The 20,940-nt window shown below is 47.9% G+C and carries 13 protein-coding genes; 7 read left to right on the forward strand and 6 right to left on the reverse strand.

Features of this window, described 5'->3' with window-relative positions; all coding sequences use genetic code 11:
- Nucleotides 1-168: 168 nt before the first annotated feature.
- Genes MWG26_RS19880 through MWG26_RS19905 form a run of 6 tightly spaced genes read left to right on the forward strand, consistent with a single transcriptional unit; the run spans nt 169 to nt 7,392 of the window.
- The gene (locus MWG26_RS19880) at nt 169-1,617 is read left to right on the forward strand and encodes a nicotinate phosphoribosyltransferase (protein WP_025655890.1); all 1,449 of its coding nucleotides are present in this window, start codon (nt 169-171) and stop codon (nt 1,615-1,617) included.
- Between the two features lie 52 nt (nt 1,618-1,669).
- Nucleotides 1,670-2,725 carry a D-alanine--D-alanine ligase family protein gene (locus MWG26_RS19885; RefSeq protein WP_025655889.1) on the forward strand — a complete coding sequence of 352 codons (1,056 nt, stop codon included), beginning with the start codon at nt 1,670-1,672 and terminating at the stop codon, nt 2,723-2,725.
- A 15-nt stretch (nt 2,726-2,740) separates the two neighbouring features.
- A complete protein-coding gene (locus MWG26_RS19890) occupies nt 2,741-4,111 on the forward strand; it encodes a UDP-N-acetylmuramoyl-tripeptide--D-alanyl-D-alanine ligase (protein WP_025655888.1) in 1,371 nt (456 codons plus the stop codon).
- Between the two features lie 2 nt (nt 4,112-4,113).
- On the forward strand, nt 4,114-4,929 hold the full coding sequence (locus MWG26_RS19895; RefSeq protein WP_025655887.1) for a Cof-type HAD-IIB family hydrolase: 816 nt from the start codon (nt 4,114-4,116) through the stop codon (nt 4,927-4,929).
- Between the two features lie 10 nt (nt 4,930-4,939).
- Nucleotides 4,940-5,299 carry an Hpt domain-containing protein gene (locus MWG26_RS19900; RefSeq protein WP_025655886.1) on the forward strand — a complete coding sequence of 120 codons (360 nt, stop codon included), beginning with the start codon at nt 4,940-4,942 and terminating at the stop codon, nt 5,297-5,299.
- A 20-nt stretch (nt 5,300-5,319) separates the two neighbouring features.
- Nucleotides 5,320-7,392, forward strand: coding sequence for a GGDEF/HDGYP domain-containing response regulator (locus MWG26_RS19905; protein ID WP_117440592.1), 2,073 nt, complete (start codon nt 5,320-5,322; stop codon nt 7,390-7,392).
- On the opposite strand, the gene MWG26_RS19910 is transcribed toward MWG26_RS19905, so the two are convergent.
- From MWG26_RS19910 to MWG26_RS19930, 5 genes are all read right to left on the reverse strand, one after another.
- Nucleotides 7,331-8,260, reverse strand: coding sequence for a DMT family transporter (locus tag MWG26_RS19910; RefSeq protein ID WP_025655884.1), 930 nt, complete (start codon nt 8,258-8,260; stop codon nt 7,331-7,333). The two genes, MWG26_RS19905 and MWG26_RS19910, sit on opposite strands and share 62 nt — an antisense overlap.
- 725 nt (nt 8,261-8,985) lie before the next feature.
- Nucleotides 8,986-10,017 carry an ArsR/SmtB family transcription factor gene (locus tag MWG26_RS19915; RefSeq protein WP_025655883.1) on the reverse strand — a complete coding sequence of 344 codons (1,032 nt, stop codon included), beginning with the start codon at nt 10,015-10,017 and terminating at the stop codon, nt 8,986-8,988.
- A 96-nt stretch (nt 10,018-10,113) separates the two neighbouring features.
- Complete coding sequence (xylB, locus tag MWG26_RS19920; protein WP_025655882.1) at nt 10,114-11,592, reverse strand: xylulokinase; 1,479 nt, start codon at nt 11,590-11,592, stop codon at nt 10,114-10,116.
- Between the two features lie 21 nt (nt 11,593-11,613).
- Nucleotides 11,614-12,285 carry a fructose-6-phosphate aldolase gene (locus MWG26_RS19925; protein WP_025655881.1) on the reverse strand — a complete coding sequence of 224 codons (672 nt, stop codon included), beginning with the start codon at nt 12,283-12,285 and terminating at the stop codon, nt 11,614-11,616.
- Between the two features lie 88 nt (nt 12,286-12,373).
- The gene (locus MWG26_RS19930; RefSeq protein WP_025655880.1) at nt 12,374-13,135 is read right to left on the reverse strand and encodes a DeoR/GlpR family DNA-binding transcription regulator; all 762 of its coding nucleotides are present in this window, start codon (nt 13,133-13,135) and stop codon (nt 12,374-12,376) included.
- 207 nt (nt 13,136-13,342) lie between these two features.
- Here MWG26_RS19930 and MWG26_RS19935 point away from each other — a divergent pair, with 207 nt between their 5' ends.
- Nucleotides 13,343-15,028 carry an ABC transporter ATP-binding protein gene (locus tag MWG26_RS19935; protein ID WP_117440591.1) on the forward strand — a complete coding sequence of 562 codons (1,686 nt, stop codon included), beginning with the start codon at nt 13,343-13,345 and terminating at the stop codon, nt 15,026-15,028.
- Nucleotides 15,029-15,134: 106 nt separating this feature from the next.
- On the opposite strand, the gene MWG26_RS19940 is transcribed toward MWG26_RS19935, so the two are convergent.
- Nucleotides 15,135-20,927, reverse strand: coding sequence for a LamG-like jellyroll fold domain-containing protein (locus MWG26_RS19940; protein WP_117440590.1), 5,793 nt, complete (start codon nt 20,925-20,927; stop codon nt 15,135-15,137).
- Between the last annotated feature and the right edge of the window lie 13 nt (nt 20,928-20,940).

Raw genomic sequence — 20,940 nt, forward strand, 5'->3', positions numbered from 1 at the left:
TCTTGATACTGGCATGGGGAAGAAAGGGAACTGTCAGCGCGTGATGCTTCAGAAAAAAGTCTGCTTTTCTTTTACTTTTTTTTCACATGTGGTATACTAAATGCTGAAAACATGACGTGCGCCTCGCCGCGGTTACGCGAAGGCGCACTTGAATTTAAGGAGATTAATATGAGTGCTCAGAATCTTACATTGCTGACAGACCTGTACGAACTAACCATGATGCAGGGATATTTTGAAACTCAGGAAAATGAAACTGTTGTGTTCGATGTGTTCTTCCGGGACAATCCCAATAAAGGGGGATATTCCATTATGGCAGGACTCGAACAGGTTATAGACTATATCAAGAATCTGCATTTTTCCTATGAAGACGTAGATTACCTGAGAGGACTCGGAATATTCACCGAGAACTTTCTGAATTATCTGAGCGGGTTCCATTTCAGCGGAAGCATTTACGCCATCCCGGAGGGTTCGGTTATTTTTCCAAAAGAACCACTGGTTAAAGTAATCGCGCCCATTATGGAGGCCCAGCTTGTTGAAACTGCCATATTAAATATAATCAACCATCAGAGCCTGATTGCAACAAAGACCTCCCGCGTCGTATTTGCAGCACAGGGCGACGGAATTATGGAATTTGGGCTGAGGCGCGCCCAGGGCCCTGATGCAGGACTCTACGGCGCTAGAGCGGCCATGATCGGCGGCTGCGTAGGCACATCCAACGTACTGGCCGGCAAACTTTTTGACGTGCCCATCATGGGTACCCACGCCCACAGCTGGATCATGAGCTTCAAAGACGAATACACTGCATTTAAAGAATATGCAAAGTTATACCCCAACGCGTGCACGCTTCTGGTGGACACATACGATACGCTCAAATCCGGTGTCCCCAATGCCATCCGTGTATTCCGGGAGCTGCGCGAGGAAGGAATCCACCCCAGATCCTACGGCATCCGCCTGGACAGCGGGGACCTTGCCTACTTATCCAAGGAGGCCCGCAAGATGCTGGATGCCGCCGGCTTTACCGATGCAGTGATTGCGGCATCCAATGACCTGGACGAGCTGCTGATCCACGACCTGAAGATGCAGGGCGCAGCCATCACCTCCTGGGGAGTGGGCACTAACCTGATCACCTCCAAGGACTGTCCTTCTTTCGGCGGAGTATATAAACTCGCCGCAATTCAAAATGCAGAAGGAGAGTTCATACCCAAGATCAAGATTTCAGAGAATACGGAGAAAATCACAAATCCAGGCAACAAAACCATCTACCGTGTATATGATAAAGAGACGGGCAAAATCCGCGCCGATCTGATCTGTTTTGCCGATGAGACATACGACACCTCAGAAGAACTTTTATTATTTGACCCCAATGCAACCTGGAAGAAAACAAGGCTTCCCGGAGGCAGCTACACCATGAGAGAGATCTTAAAGCCTGTATTCATCCACGGTGAATGCGTATACAGCTCACCAACGGTTATGGAGATCGCCCATTACTGCCGTCAGGAAAAAGAGACGCTCTGGGACGAGACTAAGCGGCTCTTCTATCCGCACCGCGTTTATGTGGATTTATCCCAGAAGCTCTATGACACAAAATCACGCCTGCTGAACGATTTGAGCAGATAACGAAACGCTCCGCTCGCTGGTATAAACTCAATGAAGATAGGAGATTTAAGAAATGAAGATTATAGTATTAGCCGGAGGACTCAGCACAGAACGCGACGTATCCCTGTCCTCCAGTGCAGGCATCTGCAGAACCCTGCTTGAAAAAGGACACGATGCTTTTCTGCTGGATGTTTTCCTTGGTTTCCCCTACGATCCAGATCGCCTGGAAGAGGTATTTACCCTTCCTGACCACGGTCTCGGGATCGTCAAAAACATCGATACCACCGAACCGGACATCGAAGCGGTCAAAGCCTCCCGCCCGGATCAGCCGGACTGTTTCCTCGGCCCCAACGTCATCGAACTATGCCGCATGGCAGACATCACGTTCCTTGGGCTGCACGGCGGAGAGGGGGAGAACGGAAAACTGCAGGCTACCTTTGACCTGCTTGGAATCAGATACACCGGTCCGGATTCTCTTGGCTGCGCTGTTGCAATGGACAAAGGATTTACCAAACAGATCTTTCTGCAGTCGGGCATTGACACGCCGGCCGGAGCCTGCGTTCATAAAAAGGCAGCGGAAAAATCACTGCAGGCCCTCGGCCTCACACTTCCGGTTGTTGTAAAGCCGTGTTCCGGAGGTTCCAGCATTGGGGTATACATCGTTACCACAGAGAGCGAGTACGAAGAAGCGCTCAGCAGTTCTTTCCGCTACGAGGACGAAGTGGTAATTGAAGAATATATTAAAGGAAGAGAGTTTGCCTGCGGCATCATAGACGGAAAGGCCCTCCCTCCAATTGAGATCATACCCAGAACAGGGTTCTTCGATTATGCCAACAAGTACCAGGATGGCGCCACAGAGGAAGTCTGCCCCGCCGATATTGACGAAGATACTGCAAACCGGATGATGGAGCTCACCGTAAAGGCATACCGAGCCCTGAAGCTCAATGTATACAGCCGCGCAGATTTTCTCCTGGACAGCAGGGGAAATCTCTACTGCCTTGAGGTAAACACGCTGCCCGGCATGACAGCCGCCAGTCTACTGCCAAAGGAGGCGGCAGCAGCAGGCATTGAGTACGGTGATTTGTGTGAACTGATTATCCAAAAATCCCTGGAAGCCAGATACCAGTAAAGGACGGTACGAACGATGAAAAATATGACATTGAAGGAAATTGCCGTTGCATGCGGCGGAATCTATTACGGAGACGAGGAAAGCTATTACAAACAAGTCACATCCGTTACCATTGACAGCCGCAGGATCCAAAAAGACTGTCTGTTCATTGCACTTCGCGGCGCCCGGGTGGACGGCCATATGTTCATCCCCCAGTCCATTCAGGACGGAGCGCTGTGCGCCGTTTCAGAAAAGAGAATCGAGAGCGCTTCCTACCCCTATATCATGGTAAATTCCTGCGCCCAGGCCCTGAAGGATATCGCGGAGCACTACCGCCGTTCCCTCCGCCTGAAGGTGGTGGGTATCTCAGGCAGTGTGGGCAAGACAAGTACAAAAGAGATGATTGCCTCCGTGTTGGCACAAAAATACAGCGTCCTGAAAACCGAGGGCAATTTCAACAATGAGATCGGACTGCCCCTCACAATCTTTAACATTCGGGAAGATCATGAGGCTGCCATTCTGGAAATGGGCATCAGTGATTTTGGCGAGATGGAACGTCTTGCAAAAGTCGCGCGCCCGGATGTCTGCGTCCTGACCAATATCGGCTGTGCCCATCTGGAGCAGCTGAAGTCCCGCGAAGGCATTTTAAAAGCCAAAACGGAAATGTTTTTATATATGAATCCGGAAGGGGATATCATACTCAATGGGGATGATGATATGCTGGCATCCGTTAAGCCTGCCAACCATATTGAGCCTGTTTTCTTTGGCCTGAACCCGGATCTGGCATACTATGCAGACGAAATAGAGAACCTGGGATTAAAGGGTACGGCTGCACGCTTCCACACGCCTGATTCCGAATTCCGCGCACATATCTCCATCCCCGGGGCGCATATGGTATATAATGCACTGGCCGCCATTGCCGTCGGACGGGTTATGGGCATGAATGATAAGGAGATCCGGCAGGGAATCGAATCCCTGGCGCCTTTGGCCGGACGGAACCATCTGATTGAGACAGAGACTCTTACTATCATCGATGACTGTTACAATGCCAACCCGGCCTCCATGAAGGCTTCCCTGGATGTCCTCAGTAAGGCTGGCGGACGCACCGTCGCGATCCTTGGCGATATGTTTGAGCTTGGTCCAAAAGAACATGAGATGCACCGTGAGACGGGAGCATTCGCCGCAGATGCCGGCATAGACGAACTGATCTGCATTGGCTCCCTTGCAGAGGACATCGCCCGGGGAGCAATGGAAGTGAATCCGGAAATGCACGTGCACTATTATGAAACGAAGACCGAATTTCTGGAAAACATAGATCCCCTGATTAACACAAATGATACAATTCTGGTAAAAGCCTCCCATGCGATGGAGTTTCCGGAGATTGTCGAAGTATTAAAGAAGAGGTAAATATGGATTATCAAATGCTCGTGCTGGATCTGGACGGCACATTGACTAATTCCAGAAAAGAAATTACGGAACCCACAAGAAACGCTCTGATCGAGATCCAAAGAGAGGGGAAAAAAGTGGTTCTTGCCAGTGGACGTCCCATATTCGGAGTCCTTCCTCTGGCAGAAAAACTGCATCTGGATCATTTCGGCAGTTATATACTTTCCTATAATGGAGCCCGCATCACCCGATGCTCCGACGGTACCGATATTTATAACAAAACCCTCCCTCCGGAAATTATACCAGTTGTCTATGATATTGCGGCTTCGTTTCCAGGTGTGGATCTTCTGTCGTATAACAACAGCCATATATTGTCCGGAATCGCAGTCAACAAGTACACAGAGCAGGAATCCTTTCTTAACAAAATGCCCGTGGCAGAGATCCCTGATTTTGTCGGACACCTGAATTTCCCGGTTAATAAGCTGTTGGCTGCCGGGGATCCTGACATCATGGAAAAGATGATGGAAGCGCTGAAAAAACGTTTTCACACTTTCCTGAACATATACCGTTCCGAGCCCTTCTTTCTGGAGATTATGCCCAAGAAGATCGATAAGGCCTATTCCCTGCAGAAGCTGCTGAACAGCATCGGAATGACTGCAGACCAGATGATCTGCTGCGGAGACGGTTATAACGATGTATCCATGATTGAATATGCCGGTCTTGGCGTAGCTATGGAAAATGCCCAGAGTATCGTAAAGGATACCGCCGACTTTATTACCCGCTCCAACGATGATGACGGGATCCTCCATGTAATAGAAAAATTTATGAAAGAAAAATGAGGCCGATCAAATGGAATTACAAACATTTTATGAAAATATTGGCGCCGATTATCAAGTCGTTTTACAGAGACTGCGCAAAGAATCTCTGATCGATAAGTATCTGCATCTTCTTCTGAAAGATCCGGTTTTTGAAACTCTGGAGCATGCAGTGGAATCCAACGATCATGAAGAGATATTCAGAGCGGCTCATACAATCAAAGGAATGGCACTTAACCTGGAACTGCCCCCTCTTACGGCCGCAGCCTCTTCTTTAACAGAGTACTTAAGAACGTTGTCCCCCGGGGAGGCGGACAGCTCTGTGGTAAAAGAGAAATATGTGGATATTGTGAAGGAATATGAAACTGTCCGGGATCTGCTGGCCAGGTTCTGATTAGCCTAAGGAGCAAGTGAATGACAAGCACAGAACAAAAGAAAACCATTTTAATCGTAGATGATGCGGAACTGAACCGGGCCGTCCTGTCCGATATACTGCAGGAGGATTACAATATCATTGAGGCAGCCGATGGGACAGAGGCTATTGAGATTCTGAAAAAGAATGACGCTTCCATTTCCCTGATTCTGCTCGATATTTTAATGCCAAAAATGTCAGGATTTGATGTCCTGACAATTATGCAGAAGAACCACTGGCACGAGACTATCCCTGTAGTCATCATTTCATCGGAAAATTCCAGGGAATATATTGAAAAGGGTTACGAATACGGTGTTGTGGATTATATCAGCCGCCCCTTTGACTCGAATATCGTCCTTCAACGTGTAAAAAATACCATCATCCTTTACTCGAAACAAAAGGAGCTGGAAGGTCTCGTAAAGGAGCAGGTAATTGAGAAGGAGAGCAACAACGCTCTTATGATCAATATTCTCAGTACAATCGTCGAATTCCGTAATGGGGAATCCGGGCTCCACGTCATCCGCATACGCATTATAACTGAGATTCTACTGGAAGCGCTGCGGAAACGTTATCCGGAGTATGCGATGGATGAATCCCATATTGCACTGATCTCGAATGCGGCCGCTCTGCATGATATCGGTAAAATCGAGATTCCGGAAGAGATCTTGAATAAACCCGGCAAACTCACTGCTGAAGAGTTCGAAGTCATGAAAACCCACTCCGCACGCGGAGAGCAGATGCTGAATGAACTGCGTTTTGGCAGCAATGAGGAACTGGTAAAGTATGCAAGGCAGATCTGCCGCTGGCACCACGAACGCTGGGACGGTAATGGATACCCTGACCACTTGAAAGGGGATGAGATTCCGATCGCCGCACAGATTGTTTCCCTCGCGGATGTCTATGATGCGCTGGTTAGCGAGCGGGTATACAAACCTCCTTATACTCATAAACAGGCCATGCAGATGATCCTGAACGGAGAATGCGGCATGTTTAACAACAGGCTGATTGATTGTCTCAAAGCGGTCGATACCTATCTGGAGCATGCGGTCAGCCTGCGCAGCCGGGATCCCGCACACGTATTCAATATCAACCAGCTCTCAAAGGAACTGTTTCAAAAAAAAGGTGTCAAGCTCTCCGACCGCACGCTGTTTCTTCTGGAACAGGAACGGACCAAATATCAGTTTATCGCATCCTTATCAGAAGATGTTTTATTCGAATATGATTTCAGTACGGACACGGTCTTGTTCTCTGAAAAGTGTCAGGAAGAGTTTAATTTTCCATCTATCATAACAGATTTTGTCAAAAAGAGCCGGTTATATGGAGTCGTTGCGAAAAATGATTTTCAGGAATTGATGGAACGTATAGCGGCTACCACACCGTTCTCTCCTGTATTTCAGAAGAGAATGCTTCTGACTACTATTAGCGGGACGCAGGAATGGTATGAATTCATTGGCCGCACGCTTTGGGCCGATAATGAAGGAAATGAAGAGCTGTACAGCTGTGTCGGAAGGATATCGCTGTCCCGGAATGGAAAAGAACGGCAGATACAGGAGCTCCCCCACCGGGACGCTCTGACAAATCTGTACACACAGACAACAGCGCAAAAAATTATTGTGCAGAACATAACCAATAATCCGCAGACAACCGGCCTTATGATCATGTTTGACCTGGATAATTTCAAAAGACTGAACGAAAAAAACGGACATTTATTCGGGGATCAGATCTTAAAGCATATCGCCCGCCTTTCCGAAAACAATATCCGTAAAATGGATATCTGCTCACGGATCGGCGGAGACAGGTTCCTAATGTATTTCAGCGAACTCTTTTCAGAAGAATTTATCCAGCCATACTGTGCCTCTCTTACGAAGGCTCTGACGCAGAAGTATAAAGACTCCGAATACACGGTCAGCATGGGAGCCGCCATGTATCCGCAGGATGGGACTACATACGAAGAACTCTTCCGGCATACCAGTCAGGCTCTGGAGACATCAAAACGCAGAGGGAAAAATTGTTTTACCCGTTATCATGATTCTCTTTCCACACAGGGTTTTTCTCCGGAAGCTGTGCCAGAATAATTGCGGCAAACACCAAGGCACACCCAAACAATTCTTTCCCAGAAAGTGTTTCATGTATAATCAGCCAGCCGGTAAGCGCGGCAAATACGGATTCCAGGCTTAGTATAAGCGAAGCCACCGTGGGGTCCGTATTTTTTTGTGCAATGATCTGCAGCGTATAGGCGACACCGCAGGAGAGAACCCCCGCATAGAGAAGCGGCAGATACGCATCCAGAATACTCCCCATGGCTGGCTTTTCGCGGACAAACATCGGCACCGCGCAGAGAATCCCGCAGATAAAAAACTGTATGCAGGAGAGCTTCACGCCATCCACTTTCGGAGAAAAATAATCAATAATCAAAATATGTAACGAAAAAACAAAAGCGCAGATGATCATCAGAACATCTCCATAAGCTATGGAGAATCCCTCTTTCATACACAAGAAATACATCCCCACAACAGCCAGTCCAACACCGGCCCAGGTCTTCCCCCCTGCCCGCCGGCCCAGAAAAAGCCCAAGAACAGGTACAATCAAAATATACAGGGCCGTAATAAACCCGGCCTTCCCGGCGCTCGTATACACAAGCCCGATCTGCTGCAGCGAACTCGCCGCCGCAAGCGCAAGCCCACAGAGCAGACCCCCGATCCAGAGCGTCTTACCGATCCTATTCGCCTCGTCCCCCTGTACCTCTGTCCCTTCCGTCTTTTTCCTCCTGCCCATAACCCCAATAACAGGAAGCAGCACAATCCCGCCCAAAAAACACCGCAGAGAATTAAACGTAAACGGCCCGATATAATCCATCCCCACACTCTGAGCCACAAAAGCGCTCCCCCAGATCAGAGCGGTCAGCACAAGCATCACATTATTCTTAAACTTCGGATTCCTCATCATTCTCATCCTTTTCAACAAAATAATACATGGTAAAGTATAGCACCCCCCACCACATATTACCAGACGGAAATTTTGGGGGCGGCGGGGATTCGACTTGAAGGGCCGCCCCCCATCTCCGAATCCCCCGCGGCTAGGTGCATCAAGGCAGAACTGTACGCTGCCAGGGTGGGAATGCCGGACGGGGGCAGCGGATTGAGCTGAACTGGTGCATCGCAATGTACCCAGTTAGTTTTTATGGCTTATATTATGCTGGCTTCTGGGGCCAAGAAAGCCACGCCTTGCCCCTCCCCGTTCCGGCTTCGTCTCCCGACGGGATGCACCAGCCTGTGTGGATCGGGAGTGAGGGCTTCTCAGGGGACACATCCGGTGATTTCAGGGGCTTAGAATGCGCGTTAGAAACCGTTGCATCAAATCGGAAGCCCCGCATGGGCGGAATTTGCTCTCCAAAGCAAATTCCGAGACGACCTAAGCCGTGAAATTCATCAGAATTTCACGGTGAATGTCGTCGGTTCCATGCGGGGCTTCCGATTTGATGTTACGGTTTCTTCGCAAATGGCTGCCCCTGAAATCACCGGATGTGTCCCCTGAGAAGCCCTCACTCCCGATCCACGCAGGCGTCCCCCTTTGATGTTACGGTTTCTTCGCAAATGGCTGCCCCTGAAATCACCGGATGTGTCCACTGAGAAGCCCTCACTCCTGATTCATGCAGGCGTCCCCCCCCCCTAAAGTAACAGTTTTTTTAGGGACTGGATGTATTTTTCTATGTTTTCTTCCTGCAGGCAGTAGTATACTTTCCCGTCTTTTTTCTGAACGGTGACGAGGCCGCTGCCCATTAGAATGCTCATATGGTGTGAGGTGGTGGACGGAGAAAGATCCAGTGCTTCGGCCAGTTCCAAATTGTATTTGCTGGATTCTTTCAGGGAACATAAGATGTCCAGCTTACTTTTGTCAGCGAGGGCTTTCGACTGGCGGATAACTTCCTCTTTTATGCTGATCGATGCCGACTCGTTTTTCTCTAATTCTTCATTCAATATGCCCTCGTAACAGTAAGAATACAGTACCATCTGAAGCATTGGAAATACAAGGGTTGGGTAAACTATGGGATTGTCTCCGCATGTGTTGACAAGCTTCAGGAATCCGTTATTCTCATATTTGGCAAGACGTTTTAGCTGCTTCTCCAGTGGCTTTGCCACGCTTGCACGGGCTCTTTCGAATGCGGGCATATTGAGGCGTATAGTCTCAAACAGCTGTGAAAACCAGTAGTCGGGCCTTCGCAGGAGATCCAGCACATACCATTTTTCTTCGCTTTTCAAATCCGCTTTGTCCAAAAATTCCAGCATAGACTTTTCATCGGGCAGCTGGGGCATATCTTTTATCTCAGGCAGCTGGGCATGTTCTACCGTATCAGTAATGTAAAATGCGATAAAACTCCTGAGCTTCATAGGATCTAACTGCTCCTCTCCCTCCAGGTACTTCCGGTTCTCTACTGTCATTGTGAGAACCATCATAAATAACTCCTGCGATGTGTTCTGGAAGAAAAAACCCTCGGAAGGCGTCTCTACTTTATACTTTTGAAAAGTTTCTATATATTTTTCCACTGTCTTTAAATGTTTATTATAAAATGTTTCTCCATCTATCCCATAATCATCCATCGCTTTTATGACATCTGTCTTCCAGTCTCCGCCATGTGCAATGGTAAGAAGCCCCAGTATCTCAAATACCGGATCCAGTTCGTTATAAATCTCGATACTCATAAAATTCCCCCGTTCTTAATTTCATGAGTATAGAATATCATACAAGGAGCGCAAAGTGCAAGCTCAGAAGATAATACCCGCCCGTAAATTCCCTGCTCAGAACATTTTGTATACAGATTCCAGGGCATAATAGCTGGCATCAAATATTTTTTTCATCTTGTGGTAGACTTCCTCATTGTCCGTATTTGGGGTATATTCTTTCTGAATTTTAAGGAAACGGCTGATCTCTTCGAAACTGTGGTAAACACCTGCCCCCACGCCCGCCGTTACGGCGGCGGCTATGGAGGTTGCCTCCTCCACATGGTCCGGGGTGCGAAGCTTTGCCTCTAATACATCCGAAAGTATCTGGCACACGACATCCCCTTTGGCTCCTCCGCCCGTCAGGATCAGGGAATCAACAGATAGGTATTTCCGGTAGGCAGCCAGGATCAGTTCCAGATTATATGCCACGCCCTCAATTACCGCACGGATATAATCCTCTTTCGTATGGTGCATCTTGATGCCGAGAAAAGCCCCGCTCGTCTCTTCATTCCAGCGGGGACAGCGCTCACCCAGCATATACGGAAGGAAAAGCAGTTCTTTTGCCCCGGCAGGGGACTTTTCGATCATGGCGTTCAGCTCGCTATATGGTCTCCCCGGTTCTAAAAGTCCACGTATATAGGAATACGAACTCCCGGCCGCCTGCATGGCTCCGCAGGGCATATATTTTCCTGGGATGATATTCGCAAAGCAGAAGAAAATCTTCTCTTCATCCAGGAATTTTTCTTTTGTTGTTCCGCCGATCCAGGCCGATGTCCCAAATGTTGCAAAAAGCTCGTTGTCATGGATACAGCCGGCGCCAACCGCAGCGCAGGGGCCATCCCCTCCGCCGCAGATAACAGGAGTGCCTTCGCATAATCCCGATGCCTTGGCCGCCTCTTTGGTCACTTTTCCTATTATGTCTGTGGAGTTGTGCAGTTCCGGGAGCAGACTGCGCCGGATACCAGAGGCTTCCAGAATCTCATCCGACCAGCAGAGATGTTCCAGGTCCAGCGCATTGGTGCCTGAGGCATCCGAATAATCCGTGGCAAATTCGCCAGTCAGGCGGAATAGAATATAATCTTTCGCCTGAAGTGATCTGCTTGCCTTCTGATATATCTCGGGTTCATGTTCCTTCAACCACATAATCTTTTCCAGCGTATAACTGGGATTCAGGCGATGGCCTGTCAGTTCGTACATTCTGTCAAATCCAATCTCGCGGTTCAGATATTCCGTTTCTTTTACTGCGCGCTGGTCGGCCCATATAATAGACGGACGCAGTGGCTTTCCCTTGCCGTCTACCAACAGACAGCCCTGCATCTGCGCGGAAAAGGAAATTGCGATTACATCCGTTTTTTCGATACCCTCCATTACATTTTGGGTCGCCCGGCAGACCGCGGCCCACCAGTCCTCAGGATCCTGCTCTGCACAGTTCTTACCAAAAAAATGCACTTTATAGGGAATGGTACAGCTTTTTACGAAGCGGCCGTCGATATGGAATAAAGTCGCTTTATTCCCCGATGTTCCCAGGTCATGGGCAATGATATATTGAGCCATGTAGATGCCTCCTTTGTCTTCTTATAATTCGTAAATCCTTTTATCCCCATAGGTTGCTTCCCAATCGGCTGCAAAACCTGCAATTGCAGAATCAATCATCGGATTTTCCACCATCTGTGTGTAAAGTTCCGGAGATACCGTCACCGCCTGGGCTCCTGCCATAAGCGCATCCATAACCTGTTGTGTGTTTTTGAAGCTGGCGGCTACGATCTTCGTCTGAATCTGGTTGTGTTCAAACAGCCATGCCATATCACCGATTGCTTTTTTACTGTCCACATTTATATTGTTCATACGGTTAAAATATGGCGCCACATAGTCTGCGCCTACGGATGCTGCCAGCATGGCCTGCTGAGGCATATAGATTGCAGTCGCTGTCACACGGTTTCCGCGGGATTTCAGCACCTTCATCGTCTTGATTCCTTCCTCATTGGCGGGCACCTTAATGTAAGTGTCTTTTCCAAGCCTGCCTGTCAATGCTTCGGCCTCTTTCAGCATCTCCTCACATGTACTTCCTGTCACCTGCACATGGAGCTGCTTCTCCCCGATGATGCTGCGGATTTCCAGAAGGAGCGGGAAAAATTCCGCTTTCTCCTTTGCCAGTATAGTAGGATTGGATGTAATCCCTGTGATGTCATAAATGTCGTTGTACCTGCGAATGTCTTCCAGATTTGCTGTGTCCAATATGATTTCCATAATATTTATCTCCTTTTTAATAGATTCGTAACAGTTCAGACAGGTCTGAACTGGTGCACAAGATGCCCTTATGGTATATAAAGTTGGTTTATATAGTTGCCTTTATGATATGAATGCCATGATCGACAAGATCATCCAGTACATCATCCGGAAGCCCGGAATCTGTGATCAGATACTGCACCTCATCGAGAGAGCACAGCGATACAATGCCCTGTCTGGCAAACTTGGCGGATTCCGTAATAATTACAATCTCTTCTGCATTATCAGCCATATTTTTTAATGTCTCCACACGCAGATGGTTATCCCCGGTAAAACCGCTTCCCGGCCGGTATCCGTCCGTGCCTGCAAAGAACCTCTTCACATGGAAAGCCTGGGCCGTCAGCTTTGTGACAGGTCCTACTACAGACTGGGAATCCGCCTGATAATCGCCTCCGAGCAGCACAAGATGCACGTTTGGGCGTTTTCCTATGTACTCTGCCATAAAGGTGGAGTTCGTAATAATGGTGACATTCTGCTTTGTCCGGCTGAGTTCATCTGCCAGAAGAATGCAGCAGGAGCCGGATTCGATCATCACCGTGTCTCCGTCTGCCACGAGCGATGCAGCTGCTTTTGCAAGCTGAAGCTTGGTAGAATGGTTTACTGCAAGCCGCCGCCTCATATCGCTGTCATCATTCAGAATGGCATGGCCCTGTTCTCTTCGAAGCAGTCCCCGCTCTTCCAGCTCTGTCAAGTCTTTTCGAACCGTCACAAGAGAAACCTGGCAATGCTCAGCTATTGCCGTAACCTCGCATCTTCCTTTTTCACTTAATATTTCGAGTATCTTTGCCTGTCTTTCCTCAACTTTCCCCATATGGATTCCCCTTTTTTCTTTCGAACGAAATATTTTTATATTGCGTTTGTAAACATATTATATTACGTTTTTGATTATCAGTCAACCTCATTTTATAAATTCGATTTATATAATATTTATTTGACAATATTAGAATTCTATTGTATTCTATATTCATGAAATATATTGCAATATTGTCAAATTTACATATTATAAAGGAGTCTGTTTATGAGTTTATTTAAAAAAAAAGACCGCGTCCTTTTAGCAGGTGCTGTCTTAATCGGCGGAATCAATGCCGCACTCGCGGCTTTCATTTCTATCTTGCTGCAGCAAATTATAGATGTGGCTACACAGAAAGATCTGAGCGGCTTTTCCAATTTGTTCATCATCATGCTGATTTATCTGGCAGCCCTTGGTATTATGGGATTTCTGGAAGCATTTCTTGGAAAACTGCTGCTTCGCAATGTGTCCCGTCATCTGCGGGATGACATTTTCCGCGGAGTTATCACAAAGGAGCCCGTTGCATATACCTCCCGCAACACGGCAGATTATCTTTCGGCACTGGTGAATGATGTAAAGCTGGTGGAGGAAAATTATCTAACTCCCCTCATGCTTTGTTCCCAGATGGTCGTCCTGTTCCTGACTACGCTTGGAATCTTGTTCTATCTAAGTCCGGTTATCACAGGAATACTGCTGGTTTTCCTGGTTCTTATGTTTTTGATTCCTGCGCTGCTCGGAAAGCAGATGCAGAAACGACAGGATGCCTACTCGGAAAAATTGGCTGAATTCACGGCAAAAGCCAAAGATTACCTAAACGGATATGAGGTCATCCGTGGATACAGCATGCATTCTTTTATATTTAAAAAATATCGCACCGTCAATAAGGAAACCGCGAAAAAGAAGTTTGCTGCGGATACTCTTCTGGCAGTCAACGAATGTATTTCCGACATTCTATCTTCTCTAAGCGTGATTGTTATCGTATTCGCCGCTGCATATCTGCTGCTGAAAGGACAGATTACCATGGGTACTCTGCTGGCCCTCATCCAGTTGAGCAGCATGTTTGTAACCCCGGTCGTCATGCTGATGCAGAATATTCCCAAGGTCTCCAGTATGAAACCCGTTCTGAAGCACCTTGCCCAATATGCAGAAGCGGGCAGGCAGCTGCCGGACTCTGCGCTCCCAAGCACGCCCGCCTCCAGACCCGGGTCTTCTCAAAATGCAGAGAGGACAGCAGTCCAAAGTCCTGCTGTTTTCCAGGACGCCCTCGTCTGCCATGATGTTACTTTTCACTATCAGGACGGCCCGGACGTCTTAAAGAACTTAAATCTTTGCATTGAAGCCGGAAAGAAGTATGCCCTTCTGGGTGAGAGCGGCTGCGGCAAGTCAACATTAATCAAGCTTTTGACGGGATATTCCGGATGTTTCCAGGGAGAAATCTGCTATGACGGGCGGTCCGTGACGGATTTTACGCAGTCTGAGCTGAATCGTCTGGTCTCTGTAATCCATCAAAATGTGTTCCTGTTTGATGCGGATATCTACACCAATATCTGCCTGGGAGAAAGTTTTTTGGAGGAGGAACTGGAAGCTGCACTGGAGAACAGCGGGGTCAGCCAGTTTCTGCCGGGACTCAGCCAGGGCATCTACTCTCCTGTTGGGGAAAACGGCAGCCTCCTGTCCGGCGGCCAGCGTCAGCGTGTGGCTGTGGCCAGGGCACTCATCCGCCATACCCCGATCCTTATCATTGATGAGGGGACTTCCGCGGTGGATCAGCAGACCGCTTACGAGATTGAGAGCCGGCTGCTTGAGCAGAAGGAACTTACGGTCATCACCATCACTCACCATATGAACCACGATTTGGAAAACAGATACGATGATATCTTCCACCTTAAAGCTGCAGATATCAACTTTATTTAGAATACTTTTCTTTGTCTGCGCCTTTACCGCTGCCGGACACACTGATAAAGGGCTGTACACTAATCAAGTGCACAGCCCCGTATTTTACAATCTTCCTGCTTTCAAGTTACTGCCTTTTATATTTTTTTCTTACTACAATCACTATTCCGGCTCCTGCACATGCAAGTAAAATTCCCCACAATGCGATCATATTACCGCTCTCATCTCCAGTCTTTACTGTCTTCGCGGGTGTACCGCCGGAAGGCTTATTCGGATTAGAGCCACCCTGGTCCGGCTTATCTCCAGGCTCTTTTCCCGGATCTGTACCCGCCTTCACTAATCTATCGACCGCTTTCTGCAGCTCTGCAACAGCTTGGTTCAGCTCATCGTCTGTCTTCACTGTTCCAAGCGCCTCCTCTGCCGCTTTAATCGCATCCTGCAGTGCATTGTAACTTTCCTCCGTATAACCGTCACTCTTAATTGCCCTTGCTTTCTCAATCAGGTCTGATAATATGGATGTATCAAATTCGGGCTGGTCCGGATCTGGTTTGTCCGGGTCTGGCTTGTCTGGATCTGGTTCGTCCGGATCTGGTTCGTCCGGATCTGGATCTATGGGCTGCGCGTGCAGATTATACAATTCTTTTACCTGATCCCCATTTAATACTGTGTTATATACAGTGACCTCATCCAGTATGCCTTTCAGATTCATAACAGGTTCTCCTCCAGCATTATTCCGCATTGCACCAAACCATGTGGTATAAGGTGTCAGTGCATCTGAAATGCCTTCCTGGGTCTGTTCGGCAACGGCTTCACCGTTTAAATAAAGTATAACAGTATCGCCATTTTGTGACAGAGCAAACTGCTGCCATTTTCCGGCTTCTACTGCACTCTGCCCGCTCTCCAGCAGCATCGCGGTTTCTCCGTCTGCTTCGTGTCCCGGGTAGGCGCCTCTTCCGTTATTCATGCTGAATTTCAACTGTCCGTCTTCGATATACAGTTTCCACTTCCAACTGTCATAGGAATCCCGCTCTCTGCCCACTATGACCTGTATACCATCTGTATTTTCAACATTTATCCAGCCGTTGAGCGTATATTCACCGTTCCCTTTCAGAATATCTCCCAGATCCAGATAAGAAGTCACTCCATCCAGTGAAAGTCCCTGGCCCTCGATACCTTCTGTCCGTGCAAATGTCCCCTGTATTGCTCCTTCTATGCTTCCTTTACTGTTTTGTGCCGTATTGCCTTCTTCCTCTTCGAATTTATATTCTCCAAGATATCCGAATACAACCTTCAGAACATTCTCTTCGGTCATTTCATTTCCAACCAAATCTTTCACATGGTTTACGGATACATTGATCTCTTTCAACGCTTCCAGCGTTCCTTCTATCGTCAGAACGACGGATTTGCCGTCTTTTCCCTGCTCCGCCTTTATAACGGATCCGTTTTCTACTGTGTAGTTCTGAATATTTTCTGTGGTTTCTTTTTCTGTAAATTCGTTAAATGTAACTTGAATCTGGTTCTTAGAAACTGCTTCCGCTGAAACAGCCTGAGGTGCGGTATCATCGGCCATTGTGCTTACCCGGACTGCCGCGCCCTTACCTGCCACAGAATTATGGACTGCCATGATACTGTATTCATACTCCTGTTCTGCTGCAAGCGTGGTATCCATATACTCATTCGTAAAGGTTTTATCCAGATATTCCCCGTTTCGGTAGATATGATATTCCTTGACATTACGTCCTTCCATCTGCACCGGATCCCAGGCCAGTGATGCATGGTCTGATGCTGCTTCCTTTACCGATGCATTTTCCGGCGCCGGAATTTCAACGGTCTTAGCCGCGTCCTCCGGGATATTTTCAGGATCATATACTGTCAGCCATGTATAGGTATTCGGCTCTAATGTCAGTTCGACTTCGATATTTCCGTTGCTGTCGATGGTATAGTTCTTTCCATTCATATCCCCTATGCATACATAAGCCTCGTTTTCTGTAGGAACGGCATTCACTTCCGGAATCTCTGGTACCCCTGGCATCTTGACCAGCTCTGCGTAAACACCGCTTGCACGGTAATGGGAACCTTCCACCGGCGCCGGAGGGGATGCAAGGCCTGTCAGGCCGGTATAATACAGCGGGATTTTTACCGTCTGGGTCACGGTCTCCGTTGTCTGGTTGAAGAAGGCCGCCAGCCCTTTCTGCACACCATCACTGTCCACATGGATGATACCGTCTATCGCATCTGTTGTCAGGCTTGTATCGCTTGTGGCAAGCGGAGGTGCGATGTGAACAACGCTTTCCCCAAGAATATCCTTATACTTATTATAGAATTCTCCCCAGGTCTCGATTACATTCTGTGAAACTTCTCCCTGATACAGTCCGTTCCCTCCACGGTAGGAACCTGTAATTCCATACATCATATTCATGCCGATCATAAAATCATAAGCCATGATTTTCTCATCATACGGCCAGAAGGAAGAATCCGAACCGCCCTGATATGGTGACAGAGGCACCAGGGTCCATCCCATTGCCGGAACTTTCTCGAATGTACCGTAATATGCCATTTCCCTGCCGTAAATCAGCTGCCTCCATGGCGTTACATTAAACCCTGGCTCCTGATAGCCCATAACCGCCATGCTCGCTCCGACCGTAAAGTTCCAGTCCGGTGAATTGATATATACATTTCTAGCCCTTAATTCTCTGTAAAAATCATGTACTGCGTATTCCCACTGCTTTGTCTGGGAATCTTCCACGCCCTCATGTCCGCTGTGGTTTGCAGCCGTACAGATTGCACCCGGATAGATTCCGTCAACCTCCAGGCAGTCCAGGCCTGTCTGGTCAATGAATTCCAGCGTGTTCTCCAGGGTTTCATGTGCATCCGTTCCGCACATGCAGCGCATGGTTCCCCAGCATCCGCTGAAACTTTCATTACCGCCGCGCGCCGCCTGCATCACATACGCGCCAAGCAGCATTCCTTTCTTGTGGGCATAATCGCAGAGCGATTTATATTTTGCAATATTGGATGCGGAAGTATCTTCTACATTGACCCCGGAGCCAAAGGAAAGCAATACCATATTGAATCCTGCATTGTGCGCCTGGTCAATTCCCTTCTTGACCGTTGCATCGTCAGAGCTGATAATATGGTAAATTAATGGTGCATCCGCCGTCTGCGGAAACAGCACACGGTACATTTTCTTTACTTCCATCATCTGCCACTCATAATAACTATTCGAGTAGAACATCTGATACACCTTATAGGAATTAAAAGTCTCATCTTTTGCAAGGCGGTAATTTGGCCCGATATTCCCGGTATCATATCCCATACCTGAGGCAATCGTATTATCGCCCGCGGGAGCCGCATAACGGCTGATGATTTTCCCATTCGTGCCATCTACATCTTCCCATTGCTTGTAACGCTCTTTCCCATTATTCCGGTCATGGTTTTCATTGCCGGAGTTCATGGTTCCCTCTACATACAGGGCATCTTTCAGACTGACGGGCACGGGAAGTATTTCCACTTCCATTTTATCAACGATTACATCGTTATTTCCTTCGTTGGTCACATGTACGGACTTGGAGATGGATGGAATGCCGTCGTAGATCTCATATCTCACCTGGACTTTCACATCTGCAAAATCCTTGTCCGTTCCTTTTGGCGCTTTGTAGTTTACAACCAGCGCTTTGCCTGCCGCTGGCCACTGTGTATCCTTCATGGATTCCGGAGAGATTCTTTCGTCCCATTCCCAGTGGAATGGCTCTTCTGTTTTCTCTTCAATCTCATAATCAACAAACTGGAAGGAAGAAACATCCTGATTCTCAGCGCCAATGTAGAATAGCTGGTCGCCCTCCGTCGAATTATCCGCATATTCTTTATTTAATGTAATGCTCGCATCTGCCTGCAGATCCTCCGTATTCAGCAGTTCCAGTCCAGTGTACAGATTCTTATAGCTAATTGTCTGGAAGTTTTTCCCGATGTCAAATACCCTTTCCACCAGCCCGTTAGAAAGAATCAATTTCCCTTCTTTTTTCTCTACGGAAGACGTAACATCGACATCACCGGAAGCCCAGTAGTTTAAATCACTATTTTCAGAATCACCAGCCAGGTCAGTTGAGACAGAAAAGGTCCATTCTTTTTCCTGATTCACAGTTCCCTGTGCATTCACCGCAGCCCCTGCCGGTATATGATAGGTATAATTCATACCGCTCTTTAGCTTTTCAGTCGGATAGACTGCCAGCGTCTCTGTGCCTTCCACGGATTCATTGTGGTCTTCCGTCAATGCTTCCGTGGGAACCGGCTTTTTATCCTTGTCCAGAATCTGCGGCTTTTCACTGCCCAGCGCAATACTCATATTATATTCGATGCTGAGTTTTCCTTCTACGCTCAGCAGACTGCCTTCTGCAGGAGAGATACTGACTACTTCCGGCGGAATACTGTCTTTGATTCCTTCCGTACTTTTTTTAATCTGCTCTGCGGTCAGCGCTTTGTCATAAATGCGTACATCATCCATTCTTCCTTTGAATGCATGTCCATTAAACAGACCTGTGCCGTCTTTGTTGTATCCGCAGCCAATCAGCATAGAAAGCGGGTTGGTGTCCAGGTCCATTTCCGCAAATGTCTCCTGTGCAATCAGATCGCCGTTATAATACATGCTGTAAACTGTTCCGTCACAGGTCAGGGCAAGATGATTCCAGTTGTTAAACTCATAGGCTCCTGCCCCTGCTTCCATCCATCCGTTGTTTACATCATCCCTGATTTCTGCCTCAATATTTCCGTTATTCCTCACACAAAAATAAAATGCATCTCTCGGCACCGTTGTTTTATCCCTGCCGAATATTTTATTCAGGGAATTGGCGGATGAATTATCAATATTCGTCCACGCCTCGAACGTGTACTGCGTATGTATCTGCGGCCTTCCGATATCAACATAGGTCGTGGCCCCGTCAAACTCAATGGATTTATCATAGATACCAAAATTATCTACCCGGTAATTTCCATAGATGGGATATTCTTTCTGATCGGCATGATTGACGATTACCTTCTGCCCTTCCAGCTCTCCGGTTCCGTCTTTGACCTCATCCATCGTAAATTCATAAAGCGCGTCCGGTAGTACAATGTCCTCTCCGCCGCCACCGCCATTATCGATATCGGCCAGCGTTTGAATCTCCTCCTCGGATAAAGCACGGGAATAGAGTTTTACATCATCCATTCCCCCCTGGAACAAATGGTCAGGAAATACTGCCGATGCATCCGTATTCCAGCAGGAACCTAATAAGAGGTCCAAATCCCATTCCTCCGTGGGACCCGCACATGTTTCCTCTTTTACAACGGCTCCATTCAGATAGAGTCTCTGCACTGCGCCGTCATTCGTGACCGCTACGTGCTGCCACTCATCCATAGTTACCGTTCCGGGATCTGATGCGGACCATTCCGGACACTGTGCTTCCAAAGCCCCGTTCTGCCGCATGTAGAGCGAAAGTTCATTCTCCCCGGTAACTGCCGTTCTCCCCCTTCCGAAGATCCGCATCATACCGCTATGTGCAGAGTCCGGTTTTACCCAGGCGGCTATAGTAAGCGCATTTTCTGTAACCTGGTAGTCTTTCCCCAGGTTTACATAATTTGTTTTGCCGTCCATCAGCAGCGCTTTGCCATGTCCGTCTTTTCCGTCTGTCAGTGCAGGATTATCCCCCAAAACGGCATAAGCCTTGTTATCTGCTTTATTCAGTATTGAATTTCCTTCCAGTGAATCCATATCAAAATCAATCAGTAATCCATCATTTACCAGCGCCGCCGGTTCTACCGCCTCTTCTGTCCCCAGCGGGGCGGCCGCCGAGTTAAACGACGAGAACAACAGTGCAGCCGAAAGCAGCGCGGGCAGCGTGCGTTTTATTTTCTTTGATTTCACCTTAATCTCCTTTTCCTTTCTCATAATTCTTATTGGT

Origin of the sequence: Faecalicatena contorta (assembly GCF_022835095.1) — a bacterium.
GTDB classification, from domain to species: Bacteria; Bacillota; Clostridia; order Lachnospirales; family Lachnospiraceae; genus Faecalicatena; species Faecalicatena contorta.

Excerpts from the sequence above, each read along its gene's own strand:
- MWG26_RS19880 (WP_025655890.1), top strand. The coding sequence starts at position 169 with ATGAGTGCTCAGAATCTTACATTGCTGACAGACCTGTACGAACTAACC.
- MWG26_RS19885 (WP_025655889.1), top strand. The coding sequence starts at position 1,670 with ATGAAGATTATAGTATTAGCCGGAGGACTCAGCACAGAACGCGACGTA.
- MWG26_RS19890 (WP_025655888.1), top strand. The coding sequence starts at position 2,741 with ATGAAAAATATGACATTGAAGGAAATTGCCGTTGCATGCGGCGGAATC.
- MWG26_RS19895 (WP_025655887.1), top strand. The coding sequence starts at position 4,114 with ATGGATTATCAAATGCTCGTGCTGGATCTGGACGGCACATTGACTAAT.
- MWG26_RS19900 (WP_025655886.1), top strand. The coding sequence starts at position 4,940 with ATGGAATTACAAACATTTTATGAAAATATTGGCGCCGATTATCAAGTC.
- MWG26_RS19905 (WP_117440592.1), top strand. The coding sequence starts at position 5,320 with ATGACAAGCACAGAACAAAAGAAAACCATTTTAATCGTAGATGATGCG.
- MWG26_RS19910 (WP_025655884.1), bottom strand. The coding sequence starts at position 8,260 with ATGAGGAATCCGAAGTTTAAGAATAATGTGATGCTTGTGCTGACCGCT.
- MWG26_RS19915 (WP_025655883.1), bottom strand. The coding sequence starts at position 10,017 with ATGAGTATCGAGATTTATAACGAACTGGATCCGGTATTTGAGATACTG.
- xylB (WP_025655882.1), bottom strand. The coding sequence starts at position 11,592 with ATGGCTCAATATATCATTGCCCATGACCTGGGAACATCGGGGAATAAA.
- MWG26_RS19925 (WP_025655881.1), bottom strand. The coding sequence starts at position 12,285 with ATGGAAATCATATTGGACACAGCAAATCTGGAAGACATTCGCAGGTAC.
- MWG26_RS19930 (WP_025655880.1), bottom strand. The coding sequence starts at position 13,135 with ATGGGGAAAGTTGAGGAAAGACAGGCAAAGATACTCGAAATATTAAGT.
- MWG26_RS19935 (WP_117440591.1), top strand. The coding sequence starts at position 13,343 with ATGAGTTTATTTAAAAAAAAAGACCGCGTCCTTTTAGCAGGTGCTGTC.
- MWG26_RS19940 (WP_117440590.1), bottom strand. The coding sequence starts at position 20,927 with ATGAGAAAGGAAAAGGAGATTAAGGTGAAATCAAAGAAAATAAAACGC.